General features: G+C 72.9%; 22 protein-coding genes. 12 read left to right on the top strand and 10 right to left on the bottom strand.

Translation table 11 applies throughout. The annotated features are described in order from the left end of the window. Positions 1-95: 95 nt before the first annotated feature. Positions 96-830: a TetR/AcrR family transcriptional regulator gene (locus OG207_RS15100; protein WP_329099057.1), complete on the top strand. Its 735-nt coding sequence runs from the start codon at positions 96-98 to the stop codon at positions 828-830. On the opposite strand, the gene OG207_RS15095 is transcribed toward OG207_RS15100, so the two are convergent. After that, entirely contained in the window at positions 827-1,414 is a 588-nt protein-coding gene (locus OG207_RS15095) for a hypothetical protein (protein ID WP_329099056.1), read from the bottom strand. The genes OG207_RS15100 and OG207_RS15095 overlap by 4 nt on opposite strands. A 78-nt stretch (positions 1,415-1,492) precedes the next feature. Between OG207_RS15095 and OG207_RS15090 the strand changes: the two genes are divergently transcribed. The 3 genes from OG207_RS15090 (at position 1,493) to OG207_RS15080 (ending at position 4,779) form a co-directional block, all read left to right on the top strand. Continuing rightward, complete coding sequence (locus OG207_RS15090) at positions 1,493-2,869, top strand: glycosyltransferase family 39 protein (protein ID WP_329099055.1); 1,377 nt, start codon at positions 1,493-1,495, stop codon at positions 2,867-2,869. Between the two features lie 73 nt (positions 2,870-2,942). Next, complete coding sequence (locus OG207_RS15085; RefSeq protein ID WP_329099054.1) at positions 2,943-3,914, top strand: sulfurtransferase; 972 nt, start codon at positions 2,943-2,945, stop codon at positions 3,912-3,914. Positions 3,915-4,011: 97 nt separating this feature from the next. Beyond that, entirely contained in the window at positions 4,012-4,779 is a 768-nt protein-coding gene (locus tag OG207_RS15080; RefSeq protein WP_329099053.1) for a DUF4097 family beta strand repeat-containing protein, read from the top strand. An 83-nt stretch (positions 4,780-4,862) separates the two neighbouring features. On the opposite strand, the gene OG207_RS15075 is transcribed toward OG207_RS15080, so the two are convergent. Further along, a complete protein-coding gene (locus tag OG207_RS15075; protein ID WP_329099052.1) occupies positions 4,863-6,239 on the bottom strand; it encodes a hypothetical protein in 1,377 nt (458 codons plus the stop codon). Positions 6,240-6,461: 222 nt separating this feature from the next. Between OG207_RS15075 and OG207_RS15070 the strand changes: the two genes are divergently transcribed. The 3 genes from OG207_RS15070 to OG207_RS15060 all read left to right on the top strand — a co-directional run bounded on the left by OG207_RS15070 (position 6,462) and on the right by OG207_RS15060 (position 10,202). Continuing rightward, entirely contained in the window at positions 6,462-7,040 is a 579-nt protein-coding gene (locus tag OG207_RS15070; protein ID WP_329099051.1) for a DUF4240 domain-containing protein, read from the top strand. 199 nt (positions 7,041-7,239) lie between these two features. Continuing rightward, on the top strand, positions 7,240-9,645 hold the full coding sequence (gene lon, locus OG207_RS15065; RefSeq protein WP_329099050.1) for an endopeptidase La: 2,406 nt from the start codon (positions 7,240-7,242) through the stop codon (positions 9,643-9,645). A 116-nt stretch (positions 9,646-9,761) separates the two neighbouring features. Further along, a complete protein-coding gene (locus OG207_RS15060) occupies positions 9,762-10,202 on the top strand; it encodes a MarR family winged helix-turn-helix transcriptional regulator (RefSeq protein WP_329099049.1) in 441 nt (146 codons plus the stop codon). A gap of 66 nt (positions 10,203-10,268) precedes the next feature. Here the strand turns inward: OG207_RS15060 and OG207_RS15055 are convergent, their stop codons facing one another. Continuing rightward, positions 10,269-11,045, bottom strand: coding sequence for a protein phosphatase 2C domain-containing protein (locus tag OG207_RS15055; protein ID WP_329099048.1), 777 nt, complete (start codon positions 11,043-11,045; stop codon positions 10,269-10,271). A gap of 397 nt (positions 11,046-11,442) precedes the next feature. Between OG207_RS15055 and OG207_RS15050 the strand changes: the two genes are divergently transcribed. Genes OG207_RS15050 through OG207_RS15030 form a run of 5 tightly spaced genes read left to right on the top strand, consistent with a single transcriptional unit; the run spans position 11,443 to position 17,219 of the window. After that, positions 11,443-14,436 (top strand): sensor histidine kinase, encoded by a 2,994-nt coding sequence (locus OG207_RS15050; RefSeq protein ID WP_329099047.1) that lies wholly within the window; start codon positions 11,443-11,445, stop codon positions 14,434-14,436. Beyond that, positions 14,433-14,918, top strand: a complete 486-nt coding sequence (locus tag OG207_RS15045) for a roadblock/LC7 domain-containing protein (protein WP_329099046.1) — start codon at positions 14,433-14,435, stop codon at positions 14,916-14,918. Before OG207_RS15050 ends, OG207_RS15045 begins: the two co-directional genes overlap by 4 nt. Next, complete coding sequence (locus OG207_RS15040; protein ID WP_329099045.1) at positions 14,915-15,304, top strand: DUF742 domain-containing protein; 390 nt, start codon at positions 14,915-14,917, stop codon at positions 15,302-15,304. The genes OG207_RS15045 and OG207_RS15040 overlap by 4 nt, the downstream gene beginning before the upstream one ends. Continuing rightward, on the top strand, positions 15,285-15,917 hold the full coding sequence (locus OG207_RS15035; protein ID WP_384827957.1) for a GTP-binding protein: 633 nt from the start codon (positions 15,285-15,287) through the stop codon (positions 15,915-15,917). The genes OG207_RS15040 and OG207_RS15035 overlap by 20 nt, the downstream gene beginning before the upstream one ends. Before the next feature lie 27 nt (positions 15,918-15,944). After that, a complete protein-coding gene (locus OG207_RS15030) occupies positions 15,945-17,219 on the top strand; it encodes a styrene monooxygenase/indole monooxygenase family protein (protein ID WP_329099044.1) in 1,275 nt (424 codons plus the stop codon). On the opposite strand, the gene OG207_RS15025 is transcribed toward OG207_RS15030, so the two are convergent. The 7 genes from OG207_RS15025 to OG207_RS14995 form a co-directional block, all read right to left on the bottom strand. Beyond that, positions 17,156-18,328 carry an NlpC/P60 family protein gene (locus OG207_RS15025; RefSeq protein ID WP_443072864.1) on the bottom strand — a complete coding sequence of 391 codons (1,173 nt, stop codon included), beginning with the start codon at positions 18,326-18,328 and terminating at the stop codon, positions 17,156-17,158. The two genes, OG207_RS15030 and OG207_RS15025, sit on opposite strands and share 64 nt — an antisense overlap. 223 nt (positions 18,329-18,551) lie before the next feature. Beyond that, complete coding sequence (locus tag OG207_RS15020) at positions 18,552-19,475, bottom strand: RNA polymerase sigma-70 factor (RefSeq protein WP_329099042.1); 924 nt, start codon at positions 19,473-19,475, stop codon at positions 18,552-18,554. 78 nt (positions 19,476-19,553) lie between these two features. Beyond that, positions 19,554-20,027 (bottom strand): carboxymuconolactone decarboxylase family protein, encoded by a 474-nt coding sequence (locus OG207_RS15015; RefSeq protein WP_329099041.1) that lies wholly within the window; start codon positions 20,025-20,027, stop codon positions 19,554-19,556. A gap of 27 nt (positions 20,028-20,054) precedes the next feature. Next, the gene (locus OG207_RS15010; protein WP_402694948.1) at positions 20,055-20,303 is read right to left on the bottom strand and encodes an alpha/beta hydrolase; all 249 of its coding nucleotides are present in this window, start codon (positions 20,301-20,303) and stop codon (positions 20,055-20,057) included. 78 nt (positions 20,304-20,381) lie between these two features. Continuing rightward, positions 20,382-20,849 carry a hypothetical protein gene (locus tag OG207_RS15005; RefSeq protein ID WP_329099040.1) on the bottom strand — a complete coding sequence of 156 codons (468 nt, stop codon included), beginning with the start codon at positions 20,847-20,849 and terminating at the stop codon, positions 20,382-20,384. A gap of 84 nt (positions 20,850-20,933) precedes the next feature. Continuing rightward, on the bottom strand, positions 20,934-21,323 hold the full coding sequence (locus OG207_RS15000; RefSeq protein WP_329099039.1) for an SHOCT domain-containing protein: 390 nt from the start codon (positions 21,321-21,323) through the stop codon (positions 20,934-20,936). Continuing rightward, positions 21,323-21,730 carry a DUF6325 family protein gene (locus tag OG207_RS14995; protein ID WP_327383279.1) on the bottom strand — a complete coding sequence of 136 codons (408 nt, stop codon included), beginning with the start codon at positions 21,728-21,730 and terminating at the stop codon, positions 21,323-21,325. Before OG207_RS14995 ends, OG207_RS15000 begins: the two co-directional genes overlap by 1 nt. Positions 21,731-21,740: the final 10 nt, after the last annotated feature.

Below are 21,740 nucleotides of genomic sequence, written 5' to 3'. Positions count from 1 at the left end.
TAGAGTCGAAAACCATGCACCTGCTAGGTTTTTAAAAAGTGAGCCGGGTCACACGGGCCGGACGGTCGGAAAGGGCTGAGACCTAGGCTGTCCGCATGGCACAGGACACGGGGCGGACGGAGCGGCCGGCCGCAGGGGCCGCAGGGGCCGCAGGGGCGGCACGGGTCGCAGGGACGGCAGGGGCCGCAAGGGCCGTAAAGGCGACGAAGGGCTCGGCCCGGGGGACCTACGCGGTGGGCGACGCCCGGCGGCAGAAGATCCTCGACACCGCCGTCGAGCACTTCGCGCAGTGGGGCTTCAACGCCTCCTCGCTGGCCCGCATCGCCGCCGACTGCGGGATCACCCAGGGCGGACTGCTGCACCATTTCCGCGGCAAGGAGGACCTGCTGCTCTCGGTCCTGGCCCAGAGCGAGCAGCACGACGTCGAGCGTCTGTTCAGCGCGCCCGCCGAGTCGGTCGCCGCCCACTTCGCCACCGTCGTGGAGCTCGCCGCCGACAACGAGCGGCGGCCCGGCATCGTCCGGATGTTCAACACCCTGGTCGGCGAATCCGGCAACCCGGAGCACCCCGCACACGCGTACTTCACCCAGCGCTACGCCCGGGTGCTCGGCTACACCGTCGAACTGCTGGAGGCCGGCGTCGCACGCGGCGAACTGCGCCCGGACACCGACTGCGAGGCCGTCGGCCGTGAGGTCCTCGCCGTCATGGGCGGCCTGCAGATCCAGTGGGTGCTGGCGCCCGGCAGCGTGGACATGCCGGCCGGGCTGCGCGGATTCCTGGACCGGCTGCTGCGGGACGTCTCGGCTGCGCCCCGGGTCGACCCGGGCTAGGGAGCGTCGGTGCCGCCGGTGAACGCGGGCAGCGCGTCCAGCACCTTCGCCAGGACCTCCGGCAGGGACCCCTGGTCGCTCGTCACCTCGTGGCCGTCGTGGACGAAGGCGTAGTAGTACCCGTCGTAGATGGTGGGGCCGCCGGTCGCGACCCGCGGCAGCCGGGCGAAGTCGGCCTCCCGGAGTGCGGTGCGCAGGCGCGCGAGCTCCGCTCCGGTCAGCTTGCCGGTGCCCGTCGGCTTCGCCCCGGCGTCCAGCCGGGTGAAGGAGCCGTCGCCCTTGACGATGAGGGTGTGGGTCTGCCCGGCGAAGCCGCCGGTACGGGTCACCCGGACCAAGGTCTCGCCGGGGGCGGGGACCCGGCCGGCCGTGGGGCTCGTGGTCGGGTCGGCCGTCGCGCCCGTGCTCGCGCCCGTGCTCGCGCCCGGGCTCGTACCCGGGCTCGTACGGGTGCCCGCGCTCGGGTCCACGGACGCGCTCGCGCTCGTGCCCGGCTCCGTGGAGGGCTTCGGGGCCGGGTCGTCGCCGCCCGCGGTGCCCGAAGGCCCGCAGCCCGCTAGGACCGCTGCGCCCAGTACTGCCACCGCAACCGTTCTCAACGCGTGCACACCCACCTCCGCGGGGACTCGGGTCCACCACCGAGTATGGAGTCCGCACACCCGTTGCGACACCCGTCCCGACCGCACGCGGAGGCCGACATCAGCCGGATCGCCCCCTGGCGCCTGCTCCCGCCGCTGCTGGCCGTGCTCCTCGGCCTGTGGGGCCTGGAACGGGGCGGCAGCATGTGGCGCGACGAGTCCGTCACCTGGCAGGTGGCCCACCGGCCGCTCGGCGGGATCGTCGAGCTGCTCGGCCGGGTCGACGCCGTCCACGGCCTGCACTACGTGCTCGTGCACGGGGTGTTCCAGGCGTGGGAGGGCGGCCTGTGGGCGCTGCGGCTGCCCTCCGTCGTCGCCACCGCCCTCGCGGCCGCCGGGGTCGCCGCCGTCGCCCACCGGCTCGCGGGGGAGCGGGCCGCACTGCTCTCGGGCTGCGCGTACGCCGTACTGCCCCCCGTGCAGATGTACGCCCAGGAGGGGCGCTCGTACGCCATGGTCGCGGCCGCCGTGGCGTGGGCGACGTACCTGATGCTGCGCGAGCGGTGGCTGGCGTACACGGTGGTGCTGCTGATCGGTTGCTGGTTGCACGAGTTCGCCGCGCTCGCCCTGCTCGCCCACGCCTTCACCGCGTGGCGCTCGCGCGGCTGGCGCCGGAGCGCCGCCGTCCTGCTGGTCCTGCTGCTGCCGCTGGCCGTGGTGAGCGCCCGGCAGGCCGAGCAGCAACTCGGCTGGCTCGGGCGGCCCAGCTGGCAGGACTGGGTGGCGTACGGGGTGGTGGCCGCCGCGGCCCTGCTGCTCGCGCGGGGCGCTCCGCCCGACCTCGTACGGGTGGCGCTCCCGCTCGTCCTGTTGCCGCCCGGGGTACTGATGGTGATCTCCCTGTTCAACCCCTGGTACGTCGACCGGTACGTGATCTACGCGCTGGCCGGGCTCGCCCTGCTGGCGGGGGTCCGGCTCGCGCGGGCCCGCGGGTGGTGGCCGTGGGTGCTGGCGGGCGCGCTCCTGGTGCCGTTCGGCCTCTGGTCGGTGTGGCTGCGCACGCCCGAGAGCCGCAAGGACGACGTGCTCGCGGTGGCCGCCGCGGTCCGGGAGCGGGCCCGGCCGGGGGACGCGGTGCTGTTCACGCCCTCGCGCAGGCGCGAGTGGCTGCTGTCCTCGCCCGAGCTCTACGGAGAACTGCGCGACGTGGCCCTGGACCGCACCCCGGCGGCCTCGCACAGCCTCCAGGGCACCGAGCTGCCCCCGGACCGGATCCGCGCGGCACTGCTGGCCTCGCCCCGGGTGATCGTGCTGTCGGACCCGGCCGGTCAGCCGCTGGACCCGTACCCGCGGGAGGCGGTCAAGCGGGAGGAACTGGCCGCCCGCTTCGACCTGTGCTCGATGACCGGGGTGCGCGGCGCCCGGGTGGCGGTCTACGCCCGGCCGGGCGGCTGCGGTTGACCCCCGGACGGGAAGCCGGTGCGGGCCACGGCGGAGGATGGGGCGACCCGTGTCGTACAGCCGGAGGTGCCGCATGACCCAGCCCCAGGACGCCGCGTCCGAAGCACGGCCCGAAGCACGGCCCGAAGCACGGCCCGAAGCTCTGCCCGTGGCACGGCCCGAAACCCTGCCCGTGGCACGGCCCGAAGTGCTGATCGGGCCCCTTCCCGGACCGCTCGTCGGGGTCGACTGGCTCGCCGAGCGACTGGGTGCGCCCGGCCTGGTCCTCTTCGACGCCTCGGTCGGCGCCCACCGCGCCGCGTCCCACCGGATCCCGGGCGCCCGCCCGTTCGACCTCGACGGGCCCCTGTCCGACCACACCGCCCCCACCCCGCACACCGTGCCCGGGGCCCCGGAGTTCACCGAGGCGATGCGCGTCCTCGGTGTCGAGGACGCGGACACCGTCGTCGTCTACGACGGGGCCGGCATCTACTCCAGCGCCCGCGCCTGGTGGATGCTGCGCGCCATGGGCTTCGACCGGGCCGCCGTCCTCGACGGGGGACTGCCCGCCTGGACCGCCGCCGGCCTGCCGACCTCGGCCACCGGCCCCGCGTACAGGGGTCCGCGCGGCTCCTTCACCGCCCGGCCCCGGGCCGGGCTGCTCGTCGACGGCGCCACCATCGCGCGGGCCCTGGCCGACCCGGCCGCGGCCGTCCTCGACGCCCGCACGCGGGAACGCTTCGCCGGTACCGCCCCCGAACCCCGCCCGGGCCTGCGCAGCGGCCACATGCCGGGTGCGGTCAACCTGCCGTTCGCCGAACTCCAGGACCCGAGCGGTCTGATGCGACCGGCCGGGGAACTGCGCGCGGCCTTCAGGGCGCTGACGGGGGACCGGGACCGGCTCTACTTCAGCTGCGGGTCCGGGGTGACCGCCTGCGTGCTGGCCCTCGGCGCCGACCTCGCCGGGTACGAGGAGATCGCGGTGTACGACGGTTCCTGGAGCGAGTGGGGACTGCCCGGTGCGCCCGGCACGCCCTCGGAATTCCCCGTGACCACCGGCCCGTAGCGGACGGGGAGTGGACGGGGAACGGGGGTTAACCCCACCGGGGGTTCGGGTACGTGCCCCATCGGCCCGGGACGGGCTGCCGACCCAGAATCGGTCCATGACCTCCTCCACCACGTCCGCCCGCACGTCCCGCACCGCGATCGCCGCCCTCGGCGCCGGCCTCCTCCTGGCCGGCTGCTCCTTCTCCGGCGGCGCCCTCGCGGACGACGCCTACAAGACGGCGAGCGCCGATGCCACGGTCACCGAGGCGGTCAAGGCGGTGAAGGTGACGGGGGCCCGGTCCGGCTCGATCGACGTCACCCCCGGGACCGGCCCCGGAGTCACGGTCCACCGCACCGTCCACTACCGCGGGGACACCGTTCCGAAGACCGGCCAGAAGGTCACCGGAGGCGTACTGACCTTCAGCAACAACTGCTCCGGGAACTGCTACGTCGACTACCGACTGGAGGTACCGGCCGCGGCCACGGTCGAGCTGGAGAGCTCCAGCGGCGCCATCACGGTGACGGGGGTAGCGGGGGCCGAGGTGGAGGCCGATTCCGGGAACGTCACGGCCGACCGGATCGGCGGCCCGCTGAAGGTCCGCACCTCCTCGGGCGGGATCACCGCCACCGGCCTGACCGGCCCCAGCGCCGAGATCCGCTCGTCCTCGGGCGACGCACGCCTGGACTTCACGAAGGCCCCGTCATCGGTGCTCGCGGAAACCAGCTCGGGCGACGTCACCCTGAAGGCCCCGCAGGACCCGTACCGGATCAAGGTCTCCACCGACTCCGGCGACCGCGACGTCACCCTCCCCGACGACGCCTCGGCCTCCTCCCGCATCTCGGTGGAGACCACGTCGGGCAACATCCGCATCTCCGCGGTCTGATGTCCGATCCGATGTGAGCCCCCCCGGTAGGGCGCGTGAGGTGAGCCAGCCCCGCCCGCAGACCTGGTGGCGGCCTGCCACTCCTAGAAGGGGGGCTCCAAGGAGTACCCGTGTTCGTCCAGAGGGACGGGTACGGGCTTCGGTTTGGCAGCTCGCTGCTCGGCCGCGGTGGGGTGGACGGCGATCGCCTCGGCGGCCCGCCCTTGCCGGACCAAGAGCTCGCACAGTTCTTCACGTGCCTTGATCGTGCCGAGGGATCGCAGTTCGGCAGCGGCAGCATCGAACCGGCCGGCCGTGCTGAGGAGGTGGGCCTTGACGATGCGGGGGTCGGTCCAGGGGCGCGGGTCGGCCTCGGCCAGGGCGATCGCCTCGTCGAGGCGACCAAGTCCGGCGAGCGCCAAGGCCCGCCACCCGAGCTGGAACTCCTCGTGGTCATGGTGGGGCACGACGCTGGGGTGCTCCACCAGGTGCATCAGCTCCTCGGGGCGGTGGAGAAGCGGGAGGACGAGCGGGGCCAGGAGGTTGGAGCAGTCGTACCAGCCGAAGCCGGGTTCGGCCACGGAGATCGCGTCGTCCAGTCGGCCGTCCCGCAGCAAGGTCGAGGAGAGCCAAGCCCGGTACCCGACCCAGTCGTCGGCGGCAATGGCTTCGCGCATCACGGTCTCGGCTTCCTCGGCCCGGCCGTGGTCGCGAAGGGCACCGGCGTAAAGGTCCAGGACGGCGCGCGCGTCCTGCCCGGTGGCCAGCTCGCGCAGCTCGTCGAGCCGACCATGACGCGACAGCAGCCCGGCATAGGCGGTGAGGGTGTTCTGCGTCAGGTAATTGCGTCCGGCTATGTCCTGACCGAGGATCCGGATCGCTTCGTCGGCATGGCCCGCGCGCTCCAACACCTGGGCCTGGAGTTCCTGCGCGTTGTCGAAGGGGTGATTCCACCGGCTCTCGCCCCGGGCGCGGCGCGCACTGTCGGCGTGCGGGGCGATCAGCTGCAGCACCTGCTCGTCACGGTCCCGGCCTTCGGTGATCTCCACGAGGACGGACAGGGTCCACCATCCGTCGATGTGCGGGACGAGTAGCTCGACGGCCTCGCCGACGCGCCCTGCCCTGGCGAGCAAACCGGCGAAGTCATGGGACTCGGCTTTCGAGGTCCCACCGGCTGCGTCCGGGCGTACCAGGTCCAGTGCTTCCTGCGGCCGTCCCGACCGGAGCAAGACGTCAGCCTTCGCCCACAAGGCGGTCGGCCACCCGGTTGCGACGAACGGCTCCATGACCTTCAGCGCCCGGTCGAACTCCCCTCCCCGGCACAACTCCTCCACCGCGCCTTCCGCACAGAACCACTCGCCGCGTTCCGCCGCCGCTTGGATCACCAGTTCCAGGTGGCCGTGCTCCAACAGGAGGTCCACGCTTCTCGGGGCGATGCCGCCGAAGTTGCCCGCCTGCCAGGCAAGATCATCCATGTGCATGAACGGGAGCGTAGATGCACCCGCCGACACGAAGAGATCCACGTCAAAGGACGGGCCATGGCGGGTGCCGTTTCGTATTGCGTCGGCTCCGACGTCCTAGCTGCGGGGCGAAGAGTTGGGTTGCGCCGAGGCATGAGGTCTTTTGCTGGTCTACTTTTCGATTTCCGTCCGCTCTGACAAGGGCTCCGGGGTTTGTCAGTGGTGGTTGTGATGCTGTGCCGCATGGACGAGAAGACCTTCTGGGCGCTCATGGACGGGCTGAGTTGTCACCCCGGTGACCGGCATGAACGGCTGGAGTGGCTGCGTGGGGAGTTGCGTCGCCGGCCGGCCGTCGAGGGCGTGGAGTTTCAGGCGCGTCTGGAAGTTGCGTGCGCGGCGGTCACCACGGGCGCACTGTGGCGGGCGGTGGGCCGGATTGAGGGCGGCTTGTGCTCCGACGACGGCTTCGACTACTTCGCGCTCTGGCTGGTGGCCCAGGGGCGCGAAACGTACCGAGCGGTGCTTGCTGATCCGGACGCCCTCGCTGACGTTGCCGAGGTGCGGGCCCTGGTGGGACGGCACCCGCGGGAGTGGTGCGACGACGAGTGGCCGGAATGGGAGGAGCTCGACTACGTGGCCCAGGAGGTATTCGACGAGCTGACAGGCCAGGAGGACGGCTGTGGGGAGGCGTTCCACGAGGCCCTGGAAGCCGTCCAGGACGCATGCGCGAAGGTCGAAGAAGAGACCGTCACCGTAGAAGCCACGGTGACGGCTGGGACTCCTCGGCTCGACGTCCTCTTCCCCGTAGCAACCACCTCTTAATCGGTTCCTTCGGGAGCCCGGCGCTTCTTCGCGACTTCATCGCGCATGAGGTCGTCGGTGCGTGTGCTGCGCCAGATGGTGCCTTCCTACTTAGGACGGGCCGGCTGCGTTCGCCCCCGGCGAACGGGGCTTGGGGAACATCGGGAGGCGCAGATGCATTGAGTCGGCAGAGCTCAACTTCACTGCCGGAGGGAAGATCATGGCTTCGACGTCCGTCACACTCACCCTGCCCGTACTGCCGCTCGACGACGAGGTCGTGCTGCCCGGAATGGTCGTACCGCTGGACCTCTCCGACGCCGAGGTACGCGCCGCCGTGGAGGCGGCGCAGGCCGCCGCCGGGAAGAGCGGCAGCGGCAAACCCCGGGTCCTGCTCGTGCCGCGCATCGACGGGACGTACGCCGGGACCGGTGTGCTCGGCACCGTCGAGCAGGTCGGCCGACTGTCCGGCGGGGACCCCGGGGCGCTCATCCGCGGCCTCGGCCGGGTCCGCATCGGAGCCGGGACCACCGGCCCGGGAGCAGCGCTCTGGGTCGAGGGCGAGACCGTCGACGAAACGGTGCCCGATCCGCTGCCCGGGGCGGTTACCGAGCTCGTCAAGGAGTACAAGGCACTCGCCACCAGCTGGCTCAAGAAACGCGGCGCCTGGCAGGTCGTGGACCGGGTCCAGCAGATCGAAGGCGTCTCCGCGCTCGCCGACAACTCCGGCTACTCGCCCTTCCTGACGGTCGAGCAGAAGGTCGAACTGCTGGAGACCGCCGACCCGGTCGCCCGCCTCAAGCTCGCCGTCAAGGCGCTCAGCGACCACCTCGCCGAGCAGGACGTGGCCGAGTCCATCGCCAAGGACGTCCAGGACGGCGTCGACAAGCAGCAGCGCGAGTTCCTGCTCCGGCGGCAGCTGGAGGCCGTGCGCAAGGAACTGCGCGAGCTGAACGGCGAGAAGGACGGCGAGGAGTCCGACGACTACCGCGCCCGCGTCGAGGCCGCCGACCTCCCCGAGAAGGTCCGGGAGGCCGCGCTCAAGGAGGTCGAGAAGCTGGAGCGGGCCAGCGACCAGAGCCCGGAGGGGTCCTGGATCCGGACCTGGCTGGACACCGTGCTGGAACTGCCCTGGAACGAGCGCACCGAAGACGCGTACGACATCCGGGGGGCCAGGGCCGTGCTCGACGCCGAGCACGCCGGCCTCGGAGACGTGAAGGACCGCATCACCGAATACCTCGCCGTCCGCAAGCGGCGCGGCGAGCGCGGCATGGGCGTCATCGGCGGCCGACGAGGGGGCGCCGTGCTCGCGCTCGTGGGTCCGCCCGGTGTCGGAAAGACCTCGCTCGGCGAGAGCGTGGCCCACGCCATGGGCCGCAAGTTCGTCCGCGTCGCCCTCGGCGGCGTCCGCGACGAAGCCGAGATCCGCGGCCACCGCCGCACCTACGTCGGCGCCCTCCCCGGCCGGATCGTCCGGGCGATCAAGGAAGCCGGCTCGATGAACCCGGTGGTCCTCCTCGACGAGATCGACAAGGTGGGCTCCGACTTCCGGGGAGACCCGGCGGCCGCCCTGCTGGAGGTCCTCGACCCGGCACAGAACCACACCTTCCGCGACCACTACCTGGAGGTGGAACTGGACCTCAGCGACGTCGTCTTCCTGGCCACCGCCAACGTCATGGAGGCCATCCCCGAGGCCCTGGCCGACCGGATGGAGCTCGTCCGGCTCGACGGGTACACCGAGGACGAGAAGGTCGTCATCGCCCGCGACCACCTGCTGCCGCGCCAACTGGAGCGGGCCGGGCTCGGCTCCGACGAGGTGGTCCTGGAGGAGGACGCCCTGCGCAAGCTGGCCGGGGAGTACACCCGCGAGGCGGGCGTACGCACCCTGGAGCGGTCCCTCGCCCGCCTGCTGCGCAAGGTCGCCTCGCAGCACGAACTGGGCGAGCGGGAGCTGCCCCTGAGCATCGGCGCCGACGACCTGCGGGCCCTGATCGGGCGCCCGCACCACGTACCGGAGTCCGCCCAGGACCCGGCCGAGCGGCGCACCGCCGTCCCCGGCGTGGCCACCGGCCTCGCGGTCACCGGCGCGGGCGGCGACGTGCTGTTCGTGGAGGCCTCGCTGGCCGACCCGGAAACGGGCGCGGCCGGCCTGACCCTCACCGGCCAGCTCGGCGACGTCATGAAGGAGTCGGCGCAGATCGCCCTGAGCTTCCTGCGCTCCCACGGCGCCGAACTGGAGCTCCCGGTCGCCGACCTGAAGGACCGGGGCGTGCACATCCACTTCCCGGCGGGCGCCGTGCCCAAGGACGGCCCGAGCGCGGGCATCACCATGACCACCGCCCTCGCCTCGCTGCTCTCCGGGCGGCAGGTGCGCACGGACGTGGCCATGACCGGCGAGGTCTCGCTGACCGGGCGCGTCCTGCCCATCGGCGGGGTGAAGCAGAAGCTGCTGGCGGCGCACCGGGCCGGACTGACCACCGTCATCATCCCCAAGCGCAACGAGGCCGACCTGGACGACGTCCCGGCCGAGGTGCTGGAGAAGCTGGAGGTGCACCCGGTGACGGACGTGCGCCAGGTCCTGGAGCTCGCCCTGGCCCGGGCGGAGGCCGCGGTCGTCGCGGCGGCCTGACCCGTGCACGCGGCCCGGTGTCCCGCTCCGGCGGGGTACCAGGCCGTCGGCACACCCACTGCGAAATACTGGCCCCGCATCCACGTGGGTGCCACACAGCATCGAAGGAGCGGGACGTGCACGGGAGCGAAGACCAGGAGTTCCTTGCCCTGGAGCGGGAGCTGTCCGTCTTCCTCCGGCGGGCCCGGGCCTCTTCGGGCGAGATGGCCCGCGAGCTCCACCCCGAGCTGGAGCCCGCCGCGTACGGGCTCCTCGTACGCCTGGAAGCGGCCGGCCGGCAGCGGGCCACCGAGCTCGCCGCCTACTTCGGGGTCGGCAAGGCCACCATGAGTCGGCAGCTGCGGGCCCTGGAGGTGCTCGGCCTGGTGGCCCGCGAGCCGGACCCCGCAGACGGCCGGGCCTCCCTGGTCGGCCTCACGGAGGAGGGCCGGGAGCGGTTCCTGCGGGTCCGCGGAGCGCGCCGCGAGCGGTACATGCGCAAGCTCGCCGACTGGGACCGCGGCGAGGTGGCGGAACTGGCCCGGCTGCTGAACCAGTTGAACGCGGGCGCGGAGTAGGGCGGCGCAGGGACCACCCGTGCGCACGGACGCCCGTGCGCGGGGCCGCCGGGGGGTCGGGGCAGTTCAGAGCTCCGCGTAGACCGCTGACGCGTCGTCGTGCCGCTTGGACCGGGCCGCCGACGGGCGCTTCGCGCCGGACTCGATGGCGCGCACCCGGCCGATCAGGCCCTGCGCCCCCTCTTTCCGCAGCACCGCCAGACAGTCCGCCCAGTCGCCCTGCCCGAAGGTGTCGGTCCACCGGCTCGCCCCGTCCGTGAGCGCGGCCACCGCCCGCACCCGCCCGCGCGGGGTGCGCCCCACAAGCGCCCGGGCCGCCACCGCCGGGTCCGCGGCCGCCGTGAAGAAGCCGCCCTCCGCGTTGCGCAGGGCGTCCGTCGCGGCCACCGAGCCCAGTACTTCCCGTGGAACCCGGTCCAGCCGGTCGTCGAGCACCGCCGTCACCTCGCCGTCGGGCGCCTGCAGGAGCAGCACGGAGTCCGAGAGGACGAGGTGTTCCACGTACTGCGCGTCCCAGCGGACCACGACGACCGTTGCCTGCGGGGTGCGTGCGTGAGAAAGGTCACAGGTGTCGCGGTGGGCGTCGGCCGTGGCGCGGACGGACTCGGCCAGAACCTGATCGAGCCGCATGTCCCGCCGCGATCCGGACAGTTCGGTCAATCGGCCGCCGAGGCGGGCCGCGAACCAGGGCACTCCGTGCACGCATCCGTCGTCGCCCTGCGGCGGGGTGACGCCGTCCAGGAGCACCAGGACGCCTCCTCCCGAAGCGGGGATCGCGGCCGACACCCAGTCCTCATTGGGGCGTTCCTGGTGACCGGGGGCCGAGGCGAGGTCGATGCGCATGTCCGCATTCTGCCGCGCGGGAGGCCGCGGGTGCGGGTAGGTCCGTACCAAATCGGGTGCGCCGGGGCGGCTCCACCCGCCGGCCGCCCGGGGCGGGCGGCGGGTGCCGGGACGGCGGGTCGGTCGTGTGGGCGGGCATCCTGCCAAAGCCCGCATCGATCTTTCAACCACCTGTCCATGGAGGCGCCCCGGCACGGGGTGCCCGAGTTGGTCGGCAACTCATCCGTGATGTTCACTCGTTCGGGTGGCCGGTTGGGCGATGTGCGGCTCTCTTCCCAGCACGCTGCAAAGGTCTGAGGCGGTACGAGGGAGCAGGGGGCGTTTACTTGTTGACCGGCCGTTACCTCGGCCACACGAGTAGACGATCAAGAGCACACGTACAGGATTGCGAGCACCGGTGCAGAAGAAGCGGTCTCGGAAGAACGGCACCGCCGCCGACGGCCCGGCCCCCGCAGGACGCCGCGTCCGCGTGCGCCGCAGGCTGGTCATCGGCGTGGCTGTCGCCGGCCTCACCGTCCTCGTGGCAGGCGCGCCCGCCGTCGTCTCCGCCTCGAGGGAACTGAACGACTCCCAGCACCTGGTCACCCTCGCGGATCAGACCCGGCAGACCCTCACCCTCACGCACCTCCTCGGTGACGAGCGTGACGCGGTCGTCGAGTACGCCGCGAAGGGCCGGCCCGGCGCGGCCAAGGGGCCCGTCCAGGAACGCATCGCCGGGACCGACCGGCAGCTCGCCGAGGTCCAGGCCGAGGCCGACGAGGCGACCGCCCGGGCCCTCGCCCGCGTACGGACCGTCCGCGCCGAGGCCGTCGACGGCAAGGGCAGCGCCCTCGCCGTCCACCAGGCCTACGCCGGGGTCATCGCGGAACTCCTCGCCCCGAACGACCGGCTCGCCGAGCTGACCCCGCCGCGCGCCGAGGCCGCGCTCACCACCACCCGTCCGCTGGCCCCGCTGGGACAGGCCGTGGAACAGGCCTCGGCCACCCGCGGACTGCTGCTCGCCGCACTGGCCGTCCCCCGCGGCGACCAGCCCCCCAACTCGGCCGTGGTCGACGAACTCACCGCCGCCGCCCAGCGGGCGCGCGTGCGCGAGCAGGCCGCCCTCGACGACTTCGCCCGGGCCGCGCGGCCCGACGTGCGCCAGACCCTGGCCGCCACCGTCACCGGACCCGAGGTCAAGACGGCCGACGACTTCCTCAAGCGGCTCACCGACCGGCCCACCCTCACGCCCGCCGACCGCAAGTCCGACGGGGCCGCCGTCGGCACCGCGCTGACCGCCCGCATCGACCGCATGCGCACCGTGGAGGCCACCCTCGCGAGTGAACGGGCCTCCGCCCTGGCCGCGCTGCGCGACGACGACGTGACCCGGCTCGAACTCGTGATCGCGTTCATGGGCGTGCTGTTCCTGCTCGCCGTCGGCATCTCGACCGCCGTGGCGCGGTCGCTGACCCGGCCGCTGTCGGTCCTGCGCCGCGGCGCGGAGCGGCTGGCCACGCCGGAGGGCTCGGTGGAACCGGTGCGGTTCACGGGCCGCAACGACGAGTTCGCCGAGGTCGTGCGCCACCTGAACGCGGTGCGCGACCAGACGGTCTCCCTGCACACCCGGATCGCCGGGCTCGACGCCGACCGGCGCCGGATCATCGGCCGCAGCGAGGCGCTGGCCGCCGCCCGGGACGTGCTGGAAGAAGAACTGAAGACGCTGCGGGCGGGGCTGGAGGAGCACCGGCGCATCATGTCGACGACCTCCGTCTCGCTGTCGCTGCGGACCCTGGGCCTCGTGGAGCGCCAGCTCGCGGTCATCGAGGAACTGGAGTCCAAGGAACAGGACCCAGACAGGCTGGCGACCCTCTTCAAGCTGGACCACCTGGCGACCGTGATGCGCCGCCACAACGAGAACCTGCTGGTCCTCGCCGGGCAGGAGCACGGACACGGGCAGGGCCTGCCGGTGCCGCTGGTCGACGTGATGCGGGCCGCCGTCAGCGAGATCGAGCGCTACGAGCGCGTCGACCTCGCCGCGCTGCCTTCGTACACCCAGGTCGCGGGCCACGCCGCCGACGACATCTCACACGTACTGGCCGAGCTGTTGGAGAACGCGACCACGTTCTCCCCGCCGGAGGTCAAGGTGAAGGTGTCCTGCTGGCTGGAGGGCGCCGGCGACGTGGTGCTGTCCGTCGTGGACGAAGGCATCGGCATCACCGAGGACCGCCTGGAGGCGCTGAACACCCGGCTGTCCACGCCCGAGGCCTACGACGAGGAACCCGAGGCGGAACACGGCCTCGGCCTGGGCCTGTACGTGGCCGGCCGGCTCGCGGCCCGGCACGGGGTCACCGCCGAACTGCGCACTCCGCGGCACGGCGGGACCGAGGCCCTGGTGGTCATCCCGGTGACGCTGCTGCCCACCACCCCGGTGGTCTCCCCGGTGCATGCCTTGGCCATGCCGGGAGGGCCCGCGCTGCGGCTGCCGGGAGTGATAGCTGAGGCGAACGAGAACACGCTGCCGGTGCGGCGCCGAGGGACGCATGCCGCTCCGGACCCGGACGCGGACGCGGGCCCGTACGTGGATGCGGATGCGGAGGTCGCCACGGAGGCGGCCGCGGAAGCGGAGCCCGAGGCCGTGACCGACGCCGAGACCGAGACCGAGGCTGCTACCGAGGGCCTTGCCGAGGGCCTCGCCGAGGAGCCGGTCGTCCCCGTCGCCGTCGAGCCGGAACCAGCACCAGCACCGGAACCGGAGCCGGCCCCGGAGCCCGCCGTCGCGGCGGTCCCGATCACCTTGGCCGAAGCCCTGGCGGGCCCCGCCGTCGTTGCCGAGGCCCCGGCCGAGCCGGTCCCCGCTGACCAGGTGTTCGTGGCCGAGCCCCCGGCAGGAGACGGGCCCACCCCCGAGGAGCAGCTGCTCGCGCGGGTCGTACCCGACGCGGAGCCGGCCGCCCCCGGCGTGGCGGACCCCGCCGAGGAGATCCCGACCACGGCGCACACCACCGCACCCGTGGCCGACGTACAGGAAGTCGAACCGGAGGCGGAGCCGCACACCCACGCCCCGGCCGAGGGCAACTGGCTCCCCCGCCAGAGCAGCCACCCGGCCGACCGGGCCGAGGCCGAAGGCGCCGTCACCGACAAGGGCCTGCCCAAGCGGACCCCGCGCACCGTCCCCGCCAAGCGTCCGGCCCGTGCCGACGGACCGTCCGAGCCGCCACGCCGGGTCGACGCCGAGGAGTTGCGGCGCCGGCTCGGAGGCTTCTACCAGGGAGCCCAGGACGGACGGCGCGTCGCCGCCGCCGAACTCGCCCAGGACCAGGGGTCCGACCACACCCCTGACCAGGGGCCCACGGAGCGGCAGGGCCAGAGCAAGACTGACCGGGGGGACACCGCACAGGAGGCACGCACATGACCGCGCCCAGTACGTACGGACTGAGCACCCAGGCCCGCAACCTGCAATGGCTGCTGACCGACCTGGTCGAGGAGGTGCCCGGCGTCAACTCCGTCGCCGTCGTCTCCTCGGACGGGCTGCTGCTCCTGTCCTCCGACCCGGGGGCGGGCGCGGCCGAACCGGTCGACCGGCCGGGGCCCAAGGGTCCGCGCGGCGCGTCCGCCGACCTCGCCACCATCGTCTCCGGCCTCGGTAGCCTCACCACCGGCGCCGCCGCCCTCATGGAGACCGGCTCGGTCAAGCAGACCATGGTGGCGATGGAGCACGGCTCGGTCTTCGTCATGGCCATCAGCGACGGCTCACTGCTCGGCGTGCACGCCACCCCCGACTGCGACATGAGCGTCGTCGCCTACCACATGGCCCTGTTCGTCGGCCGCGCCGGCCACGTCCTGACCCCCGAAGTCCGCAGCGAGCTGCGCCAGTCGATGGAGAACACCCCGTGAGGAGTACGGCCTCCGACCGGCTGCCCATACGCGGCGCCGACCGCCGCCCCGCCCGCGTCCGTCCGTACTCCCTCACGGGCGGCCGCACCCGCTTCACGCAGGTCCTGCACGTCGAGACGTTCGTCGCCGCCCTGGACACGAAGGTCTCCGAGCCGCAGAAGCCCGACCGCATGCCCGAGATGCCCGCCATCGTCGAGGTCTGCCGCCGCATGCGGACGATCGCCGAGATAGCCGCGCTGCTCAAGCTCCCGCTCGGCGTGGTCCGGGTCCTGGTCAGCGACCTCGCCGACCAGGGGCGGGTCCGCGTCTACGCCACGGGCCACGGCAGCGGCCGTCCCGAACGCGCGCTGCTGGAAAGGGTGCTCAGTGGTCTTCGCCGTCTCTGACAATCCGGTGTCCCTGCCGCAGTCGGACGACGAGCCGGCCCAGCCCTGGCAGTACGACCGCTCCCGCGCACCCGTCGCCGTCAAGGTGCTGGTCGCGGGCGGGTTCGGCGTGGGGAAGACCACCTTCGTCTCGTCCGTCTCCGAGATCACCCCGCTGCGCACCGAGGCGGTGATGACCCAGGCGAGCGCTCCGACCGACGACCTGTCCGGCACCCCCGACAAGAACACCACCACCGTCGCCATGGACTTCGGCCGCGTCACCCTCGACGACGACCTCGTCCTCTACGTGTACGGGACCCCCGGCCAGCAGCGGTTCTGGTTCATGTGGGACGACCTGGTGCGCGGTGCCATCGGCGGTCTCGTCCTCGCCGACACCCGCCGCCTGCGCGACTGCTTCCCGGCCCTCGACTACTTCGAGACCTGCGGGCTCCCGTACGCCGTCGCCGTCAACCACTTCGACGGCTCGCAGTCGTACGAGCCCGACGACGTGCGCGAGGCGCTCAGCGTCCCGCCCCACGTACCCGTCGTGATCATGGATGCGCGGCGCCGCGACACGGTGGTCGAATCCCTGCTCGCCCTGGTGGGCCACGCCCTCGACACCACTCCCGAATAGAGCCCCCCCGAACAGAGAGCGTGAGAGATGCGCAAGATACTCGTCGTGGGAGCCGGTCAGTCCGGTCTCCAGCTCGCCCTCGGACTCCAGTCGAAGGGGTACGAGGTCACCCTCATGTCCAACCGGACGGCGGACGAGATCCGCACCGGGCGGGTGATGTCCACGCAGTGCATGTTCGACACGGCCCTGCAGCACGAGCGCGATCTCCAGATCAACTTCTGGGAGCACCAGGCCCCGAAGATAGAGGGCCTCGGCGTCTCCGTCGCCACCCCCGACGCCGGCCGCGCCATCGACTGGCTCGGCAGGCTCAAGGGGTACGCGCAGTCCGTAGACCAGCGCGTGAAGATGGCCGGCTGGCTCGACACCTTCGTGCAGCGGGGCGGTCAGCTCGTCATCCACGGCGCCTCGGTCGCCGACCTCGACTTCTTCTCCCGTACGTACGACCTGGTGCTGGTCGCCGCCGGCAAGGGCGAGCTCGTCTCGATGTTCGGGCGGGACGGGGCGCGTTCCCCGTACGACGCCCCGCAGCGCGCGCTCGCCGTCGCCTACGTGCACGGCCTGGGCCCGCGCCCGGAGCACCCGGAGACGGAAGCGGTCCGCTGCAATCTGGTCCCGGGCGTCGGCGAACTGTTCGTCATGCCCACCCTGACCACTTCGGGCCGGGCGGACATCCTGTTCTGGGAGGGCCTCCCGGGCGGTCCGTTGGACGTCTTCAACGGCGTCAAGGACCCGGCGCAGCACCTGGCGCTCACGCTGGAGCTGATGGAGAAGTTCGTGCCGTGGGAGTACTCCCGGGCCACGAAGGTAGAGCTGACGGACGCGGGCGCCACGCTCGCCGGGCGCTACGCGCCGGTCGTCCGCAACCCGATCGGACGCCTCCCCGGCGGTGGTTCGGTGCTGGGCGTCGCGGACGTGGTCGTCGCGAACGACCCGATCACCGGGCAGGGCTCGAACTCCGCCGCGAAGTGCGCCGCCTCGTACCTGTCGTCGATCCTGATGCACGGGGACAAGCCGTTCGACGAGGCCTGGATGAAGGCCACCTTCGACAAGTACTGGTTCACCACGGGCAAGCCGGTGACCCAGTGGACGAACGCGATGCTGGGCGTTCCGCCGGAGCACGTACTGAACCTGATCGGCGCGGCCGGGCAGCTCCAGCCGGTGGCGAATCGATTCGCCAACGGTTTCGACAACCCGGCCGACTTCGACGCGTACTTCTACGACCCCGAGGACACCGCCGACTACCTGGCGGAGGTCGCGGCGTCGTCGGCGTCCGCGGCGTCCGGGGCCTCCTCGGCTGAATAGCCGGCATCATCGCCCACCCCGCCCGTCGCCGCCTCCGGCAGCTCGGGCGGGGTGAACTCCGCGAGCGGGGCACCGTCCGGGTCCGGCCGGACCGCCCCCAGCAGCGGATTCGCCGCGATCGGCGAGACCTTGACCCGCGCCCCCGGCCGCGGCGCCTGGATCACCTTGCCGTCGCCGACGTACAGGCCCACATGGGTGGCCTTGGGGAAGTAGACCACCAGGTCCCCGGGACGCAGCCGGTCCAGCGGCACCTTCGGCAGTTGCGCCCACTGCTCCTGACTCGTCCGCGGGATGGTGCGCCCCGCGTGCGCCCAAGCCTGCGAGGTCAGCCCGGAGCAGTCGAAGGCCCCCGGCCCCTCGGCACCCCAGAGGTACGGCTTGCCGATCTGCGCCGCCGCGTACCTGAAGGCGGCCCCACCGGCCGCCGTGGGGGTGCCCGTACGGGTGGGCAGGCGGCCCGAACCGACCAGGTCCCGCTGCGCGGCCGCAGTGTTGTCGGCCTCCCGCGCGCCCAGCCGGTCGAGCTGGTCCGGGGTCAGGGCGGAGAGCAGTCGCTCGACCTCCTTGAGCTGCGCCGCGACCTCGTCCTGGTGGATCTTCTGCTGCGCGGCCAGGGCCTGCCGGGTGTCCAGGGCCTCGCGGGCCCGAATCGCGAGCGCGTCGGCCTTCTTCTCGCCCCGGGAGAGCCGGGCCAGCACGCCCGCCCGCCGGGCGCCCTCGCGGGCGGCGAGCCGATGCTGGTCCAGGGCGGCCTGCGGGTTCCCGGCGAGCAGCATCCGCGCGTACGGGGACAGCCCCTGGCCGCCCTGGTACTGCTCCCGGGCGAGCCGCCCGGCGAGGGCGCGCTCGGAGTCGAGCGCGGTACGGGCCTTGCCGAGCTCGGCGGCGCGCCGCCGCTCCTCGGCCTGGCCGGCCCGGAGGGCCACGTCGGTGGCGTTGTAGGCCTCGCTGGCCTCCTCGGCCTTCTGGTACAGGCCCTGCAGGCGGGTGAGCAGCACGCCGACGGACTCCCCCTCGGGAAGCCCGGGCTCGGCCCCGGCCCCCGGGACCGGGCCGGCGAAGACGAGCGCCGCGGCGATGCAGACGGCGCGAAGCGGCCGGTAGGACAGCCGACGTGACGGTCGATGTGGCATGGGATCACCTCCGAGGCGGCCGATGCTGCCACGCCCGGTATGACAAATCCCCCAGCGAATCCGGCCGGTCGCCGGCCCTCACCCGGTTGGGGGCGGGGCGGGGGCTTCGGGAAGGTGGGGCGGGGGCTCCCGCTCTCCGCAGCCCCCGCCCCACCATCCGACCCCGGTCGATCGGCTCCCGCCCCCCCACCCCGCCCCCTCACCTCGCCGCGCGGCGGGCCTCGCGGATTGCGCGGGTGATCGCCCAGGCGTCCGCCACCGGGCCCAGGTGGGAGAGCTTGTCGGGGTTGACCAACGAGCGGATGGTGCTGATGCTGCCGTCGAGCATCTCGAAGGCCAGGACGTGGAGCACCCGGCCGTCCGGGTCGCGGACGATCGCGCCCGGCTCGCCGTTCACGTCGTGGGGCTCGGCGGTCACGCCGATGCGGGACAGCCAGGGGAAGAACGCGGCGAGCAGGCGGGCCACGTTCTCCGCGCCGTTGATGGTCTTCGCCAGCTGCGGGGCCTTGCCGCCGCTGTCCCCGACCAGTTGGGCGTCCGCGGCCAGCAGTCGCTGCAGTCCGGTGATGTCGCCGTCCTTCATCGCGTCCAGGAACCGCGTCGCCAGTTCCTGCCGCTCCTGACGGTCAGCCCGGAACCTCGGCCGGCCGGCCTCCATGTGCCGCCGCGCCCGGACCAGCAGTTGGCGGCAAGCCGCCTCCGAGCGGCCCACCGCCGCGGCGACCTCGTCGAAGCCGAAGGCGAAGACCTCCCGCAGGACGAACACCGAGCGCTCCAGCGGGCTGAGCCGCTCCAGGAGCAGCAGCGAGGCCATCGACACCGAGTCCGCCAGCTCCACCGACCGTGCCGGGTCCTGGTAGGGATCGCTCAGCAAGGGCTCCGGGAACCACGGTCCGACGTACTCCTCGCGACGCACCCGCGCGGAGCGCAGTACGTCGATCGAGAGCCGGGTGACCGTCGTCGACAGGAAGGCCTTGACGGATGCGGGCCGGGTCGCCGAGGCGTCGAAGCGCAGCCAGGTCTCCTGCACCGCGTCCTCGGCCTCGCTCACGCTGCCCAAAATCCGGTACGCGATCGAGAACAGCAGCGGCCGCAGGTCCTCGAACTCCTCGACCTTGCTCATGTCGGCTCCCCTCCCCCGGGTGGTTCTGGATGATCATCAGGGTGACGGTGGGGGAGGACAAGCCCTCGCCGGTGGCTTTCAGCGGAACTGCCCGGCCACGTAGTCGCCGCCCGGCTGCTGGGTGATGAGGTTGATCCGGTTCGCCATGTTCATGAGGGCGATCAGCAGCACGAGGGCGTTGAGCTCCTCCTCGTCGTAGTGCTCGGCGACCCGTGCCCACACCGCGTCGGCCACCCCGCCCGCCCCGTCCGCGGTCCGGGTGCCTTCCTCCGCCAGTTGCAGCGCGGCACGCTCGGCCTCGGTGAAGACCGTGGCCTCCCGCCACGCCGCCACCAGGTGCAGCCGTACCGGGGTCTCGCCGGCGGCTGCGGCCTCCTTGGTGTGCATGTCGATGCAGACGGCGCAGCCGTTGATCTGGCTCACCCGCAGCGACACCAGCTCCTGCGTTGCGGCCGGCAGTGGCGACTCCTTGATCACCTTGCCGGCCGACATGAGGTGCTTCAGGGCCTTGCCGGTGGTCGGGCCGGCGAAGAGGTTCAGTCGCGCGTCCATGGTGTGCTCCTCGGTGGTCGTCGTTGGCTACATCCCCGAGACGAGATGGCCCGACCTCCTGTGACACGGGCGCGTGTGACCTACGTCTCCCAGGACCTGCGTCTCCCGGTTCTCGGACTGCGCGAGGATGCGCCGGAGCCAGCGCGTGCGGGCGTCGCGGGCGTCCCGGCTGAGGGCCGCCTCGGGGGCGAGGCCGTCGAAGCCGTGGAAGGCGCCGGGCCATACGTGGAGTTCGGCCCGGCCGCCGGCGCGCCAGATCGTGTCGGCGTAGGCCATGTCTTCGTCCCGGAAGGTGTCGACCGACCCGACGTCGATGTGGGCCGGGGGAGCCCGGCAAGATCCGAAAGAGACGGCCTAGTCGAAGACCACGCGGTCCGGCCGCCCCGTCGCGCGGACGTCGACCACGTCGAACCCGTCCTCGTGGCGCAGGAGGTGCTGGACCCCGTCAGAGCCCGAATGCCGCAGGAAGCCGACCCACCCCCGGGTGGTCGCGAGCTCGAGCACCCATTCGACGACCTCCATCACCATCCCGAACACGTCCTCGTGGACGCACGTCCGGACGGTCAGGGCCCAGGGCGTGCTGCCGTCCGCGTACGTCCTGTCCGTCCGCAGCAGCGACGAGCTGTCCACGCCGTCGAAGGCGTGGCTCGGGGTGCCGCCGTCGAAGACCTGCCACGGGTACCCCCAGGCCTCCCAGTCGGCCGACACGAGCGGTGTCGGCGCCTCCGCCTCGCCCAGGAGCCACCTCAGCTCCCGCATGGCCGGCTCGGGCAGGTCCTCCGGCAGTTCCACCGTCAGGAACAGGTCGTAGTAGTCACTCATGCGGTCGATTCTGGATCCGGCCACTGACAATGCGCCGGGACGGTGTTGTCGCCCGGGCCGGGGTCTGCGTCGCGGCTGTCGCGGTCAGCCCCGCAGCAGGCGGGCCTTGGCCGTCGTGAACTCCTGGGGGGTCAGCAGGCCCTCGCGGGCCAGGCCGGCGAGCTGGGTGAGCTCCGCCACCAGGCCGGCCGGGGCGGGTCCGGGCGCGGTCGCCGCCGCCGGCTCCGGTCCGGTCGGCAGCGGGGGCTCGGGCGGAGCTTCGGGCGGCGTCCCGGCCGGGAGCTGCTCGACCTGTGCCCCGCTCCGGTCCGGCGCGCCCGCCGGGTCCGTGGCGGTCTCCGGGCCCGGTGTTCCCACCGAGCCCGCCGTCGGCTCCGCCGCTCCCGACGCCCGCGCCAGCAGGCCCCGCAGCAGCGGGTGCCCCGGTGGGCGGTTCGCCGCACGGACCGTCACTCCCATCGGACGGATGAACATCAGGCCACCCCCGCCCGCGGATCCGCCGGTACCCGGTCCGGCGGGATGCGGACCGAGCCGACGATCCGGCCGCCCGCGGCCCGTACGGCGATCGCCGCGTCCTCGGCCCACAGGTGTTCGACCACCAGCAGCAGTGCGCAGCTCCCGCGTTCCAGCAGCCCCGCCGCCTCCTGGATGTCCTCCGGCCCGATCAGCCGGGCCACGTCCCGGCCGGTCAGCAGGCCGTGCAGTTCGACGAACTCGTCGAACTCGGCCGCCAGGACTTCCCCCGACGCCGTCCTCGTCGCCACGATCCCGTCGATCAGCCGGACCACCCCGGTCTTGCGCAGCCCCATCACGGCCTCGACCGCCGGGGCCCGCAGCTGTTCCTCCGGGAAGGCGAGGACGATGAATTCCACGGGTCCCATGCGCCTCGGC

The sequence above is a fragment of the Streptomyces sp. NBC_01439 genome (assembly GCF_036227605.1).
Lineage (GTDB): Bacteria > Actinomycetota > Actinomycetes > Streptomycetales > Streptomycetaceae > Streptomyces.
Note: the sequence above shows the minus strand (reverse complement) of the source record. Positions and strands in the feature narration are given on the sequence as shown.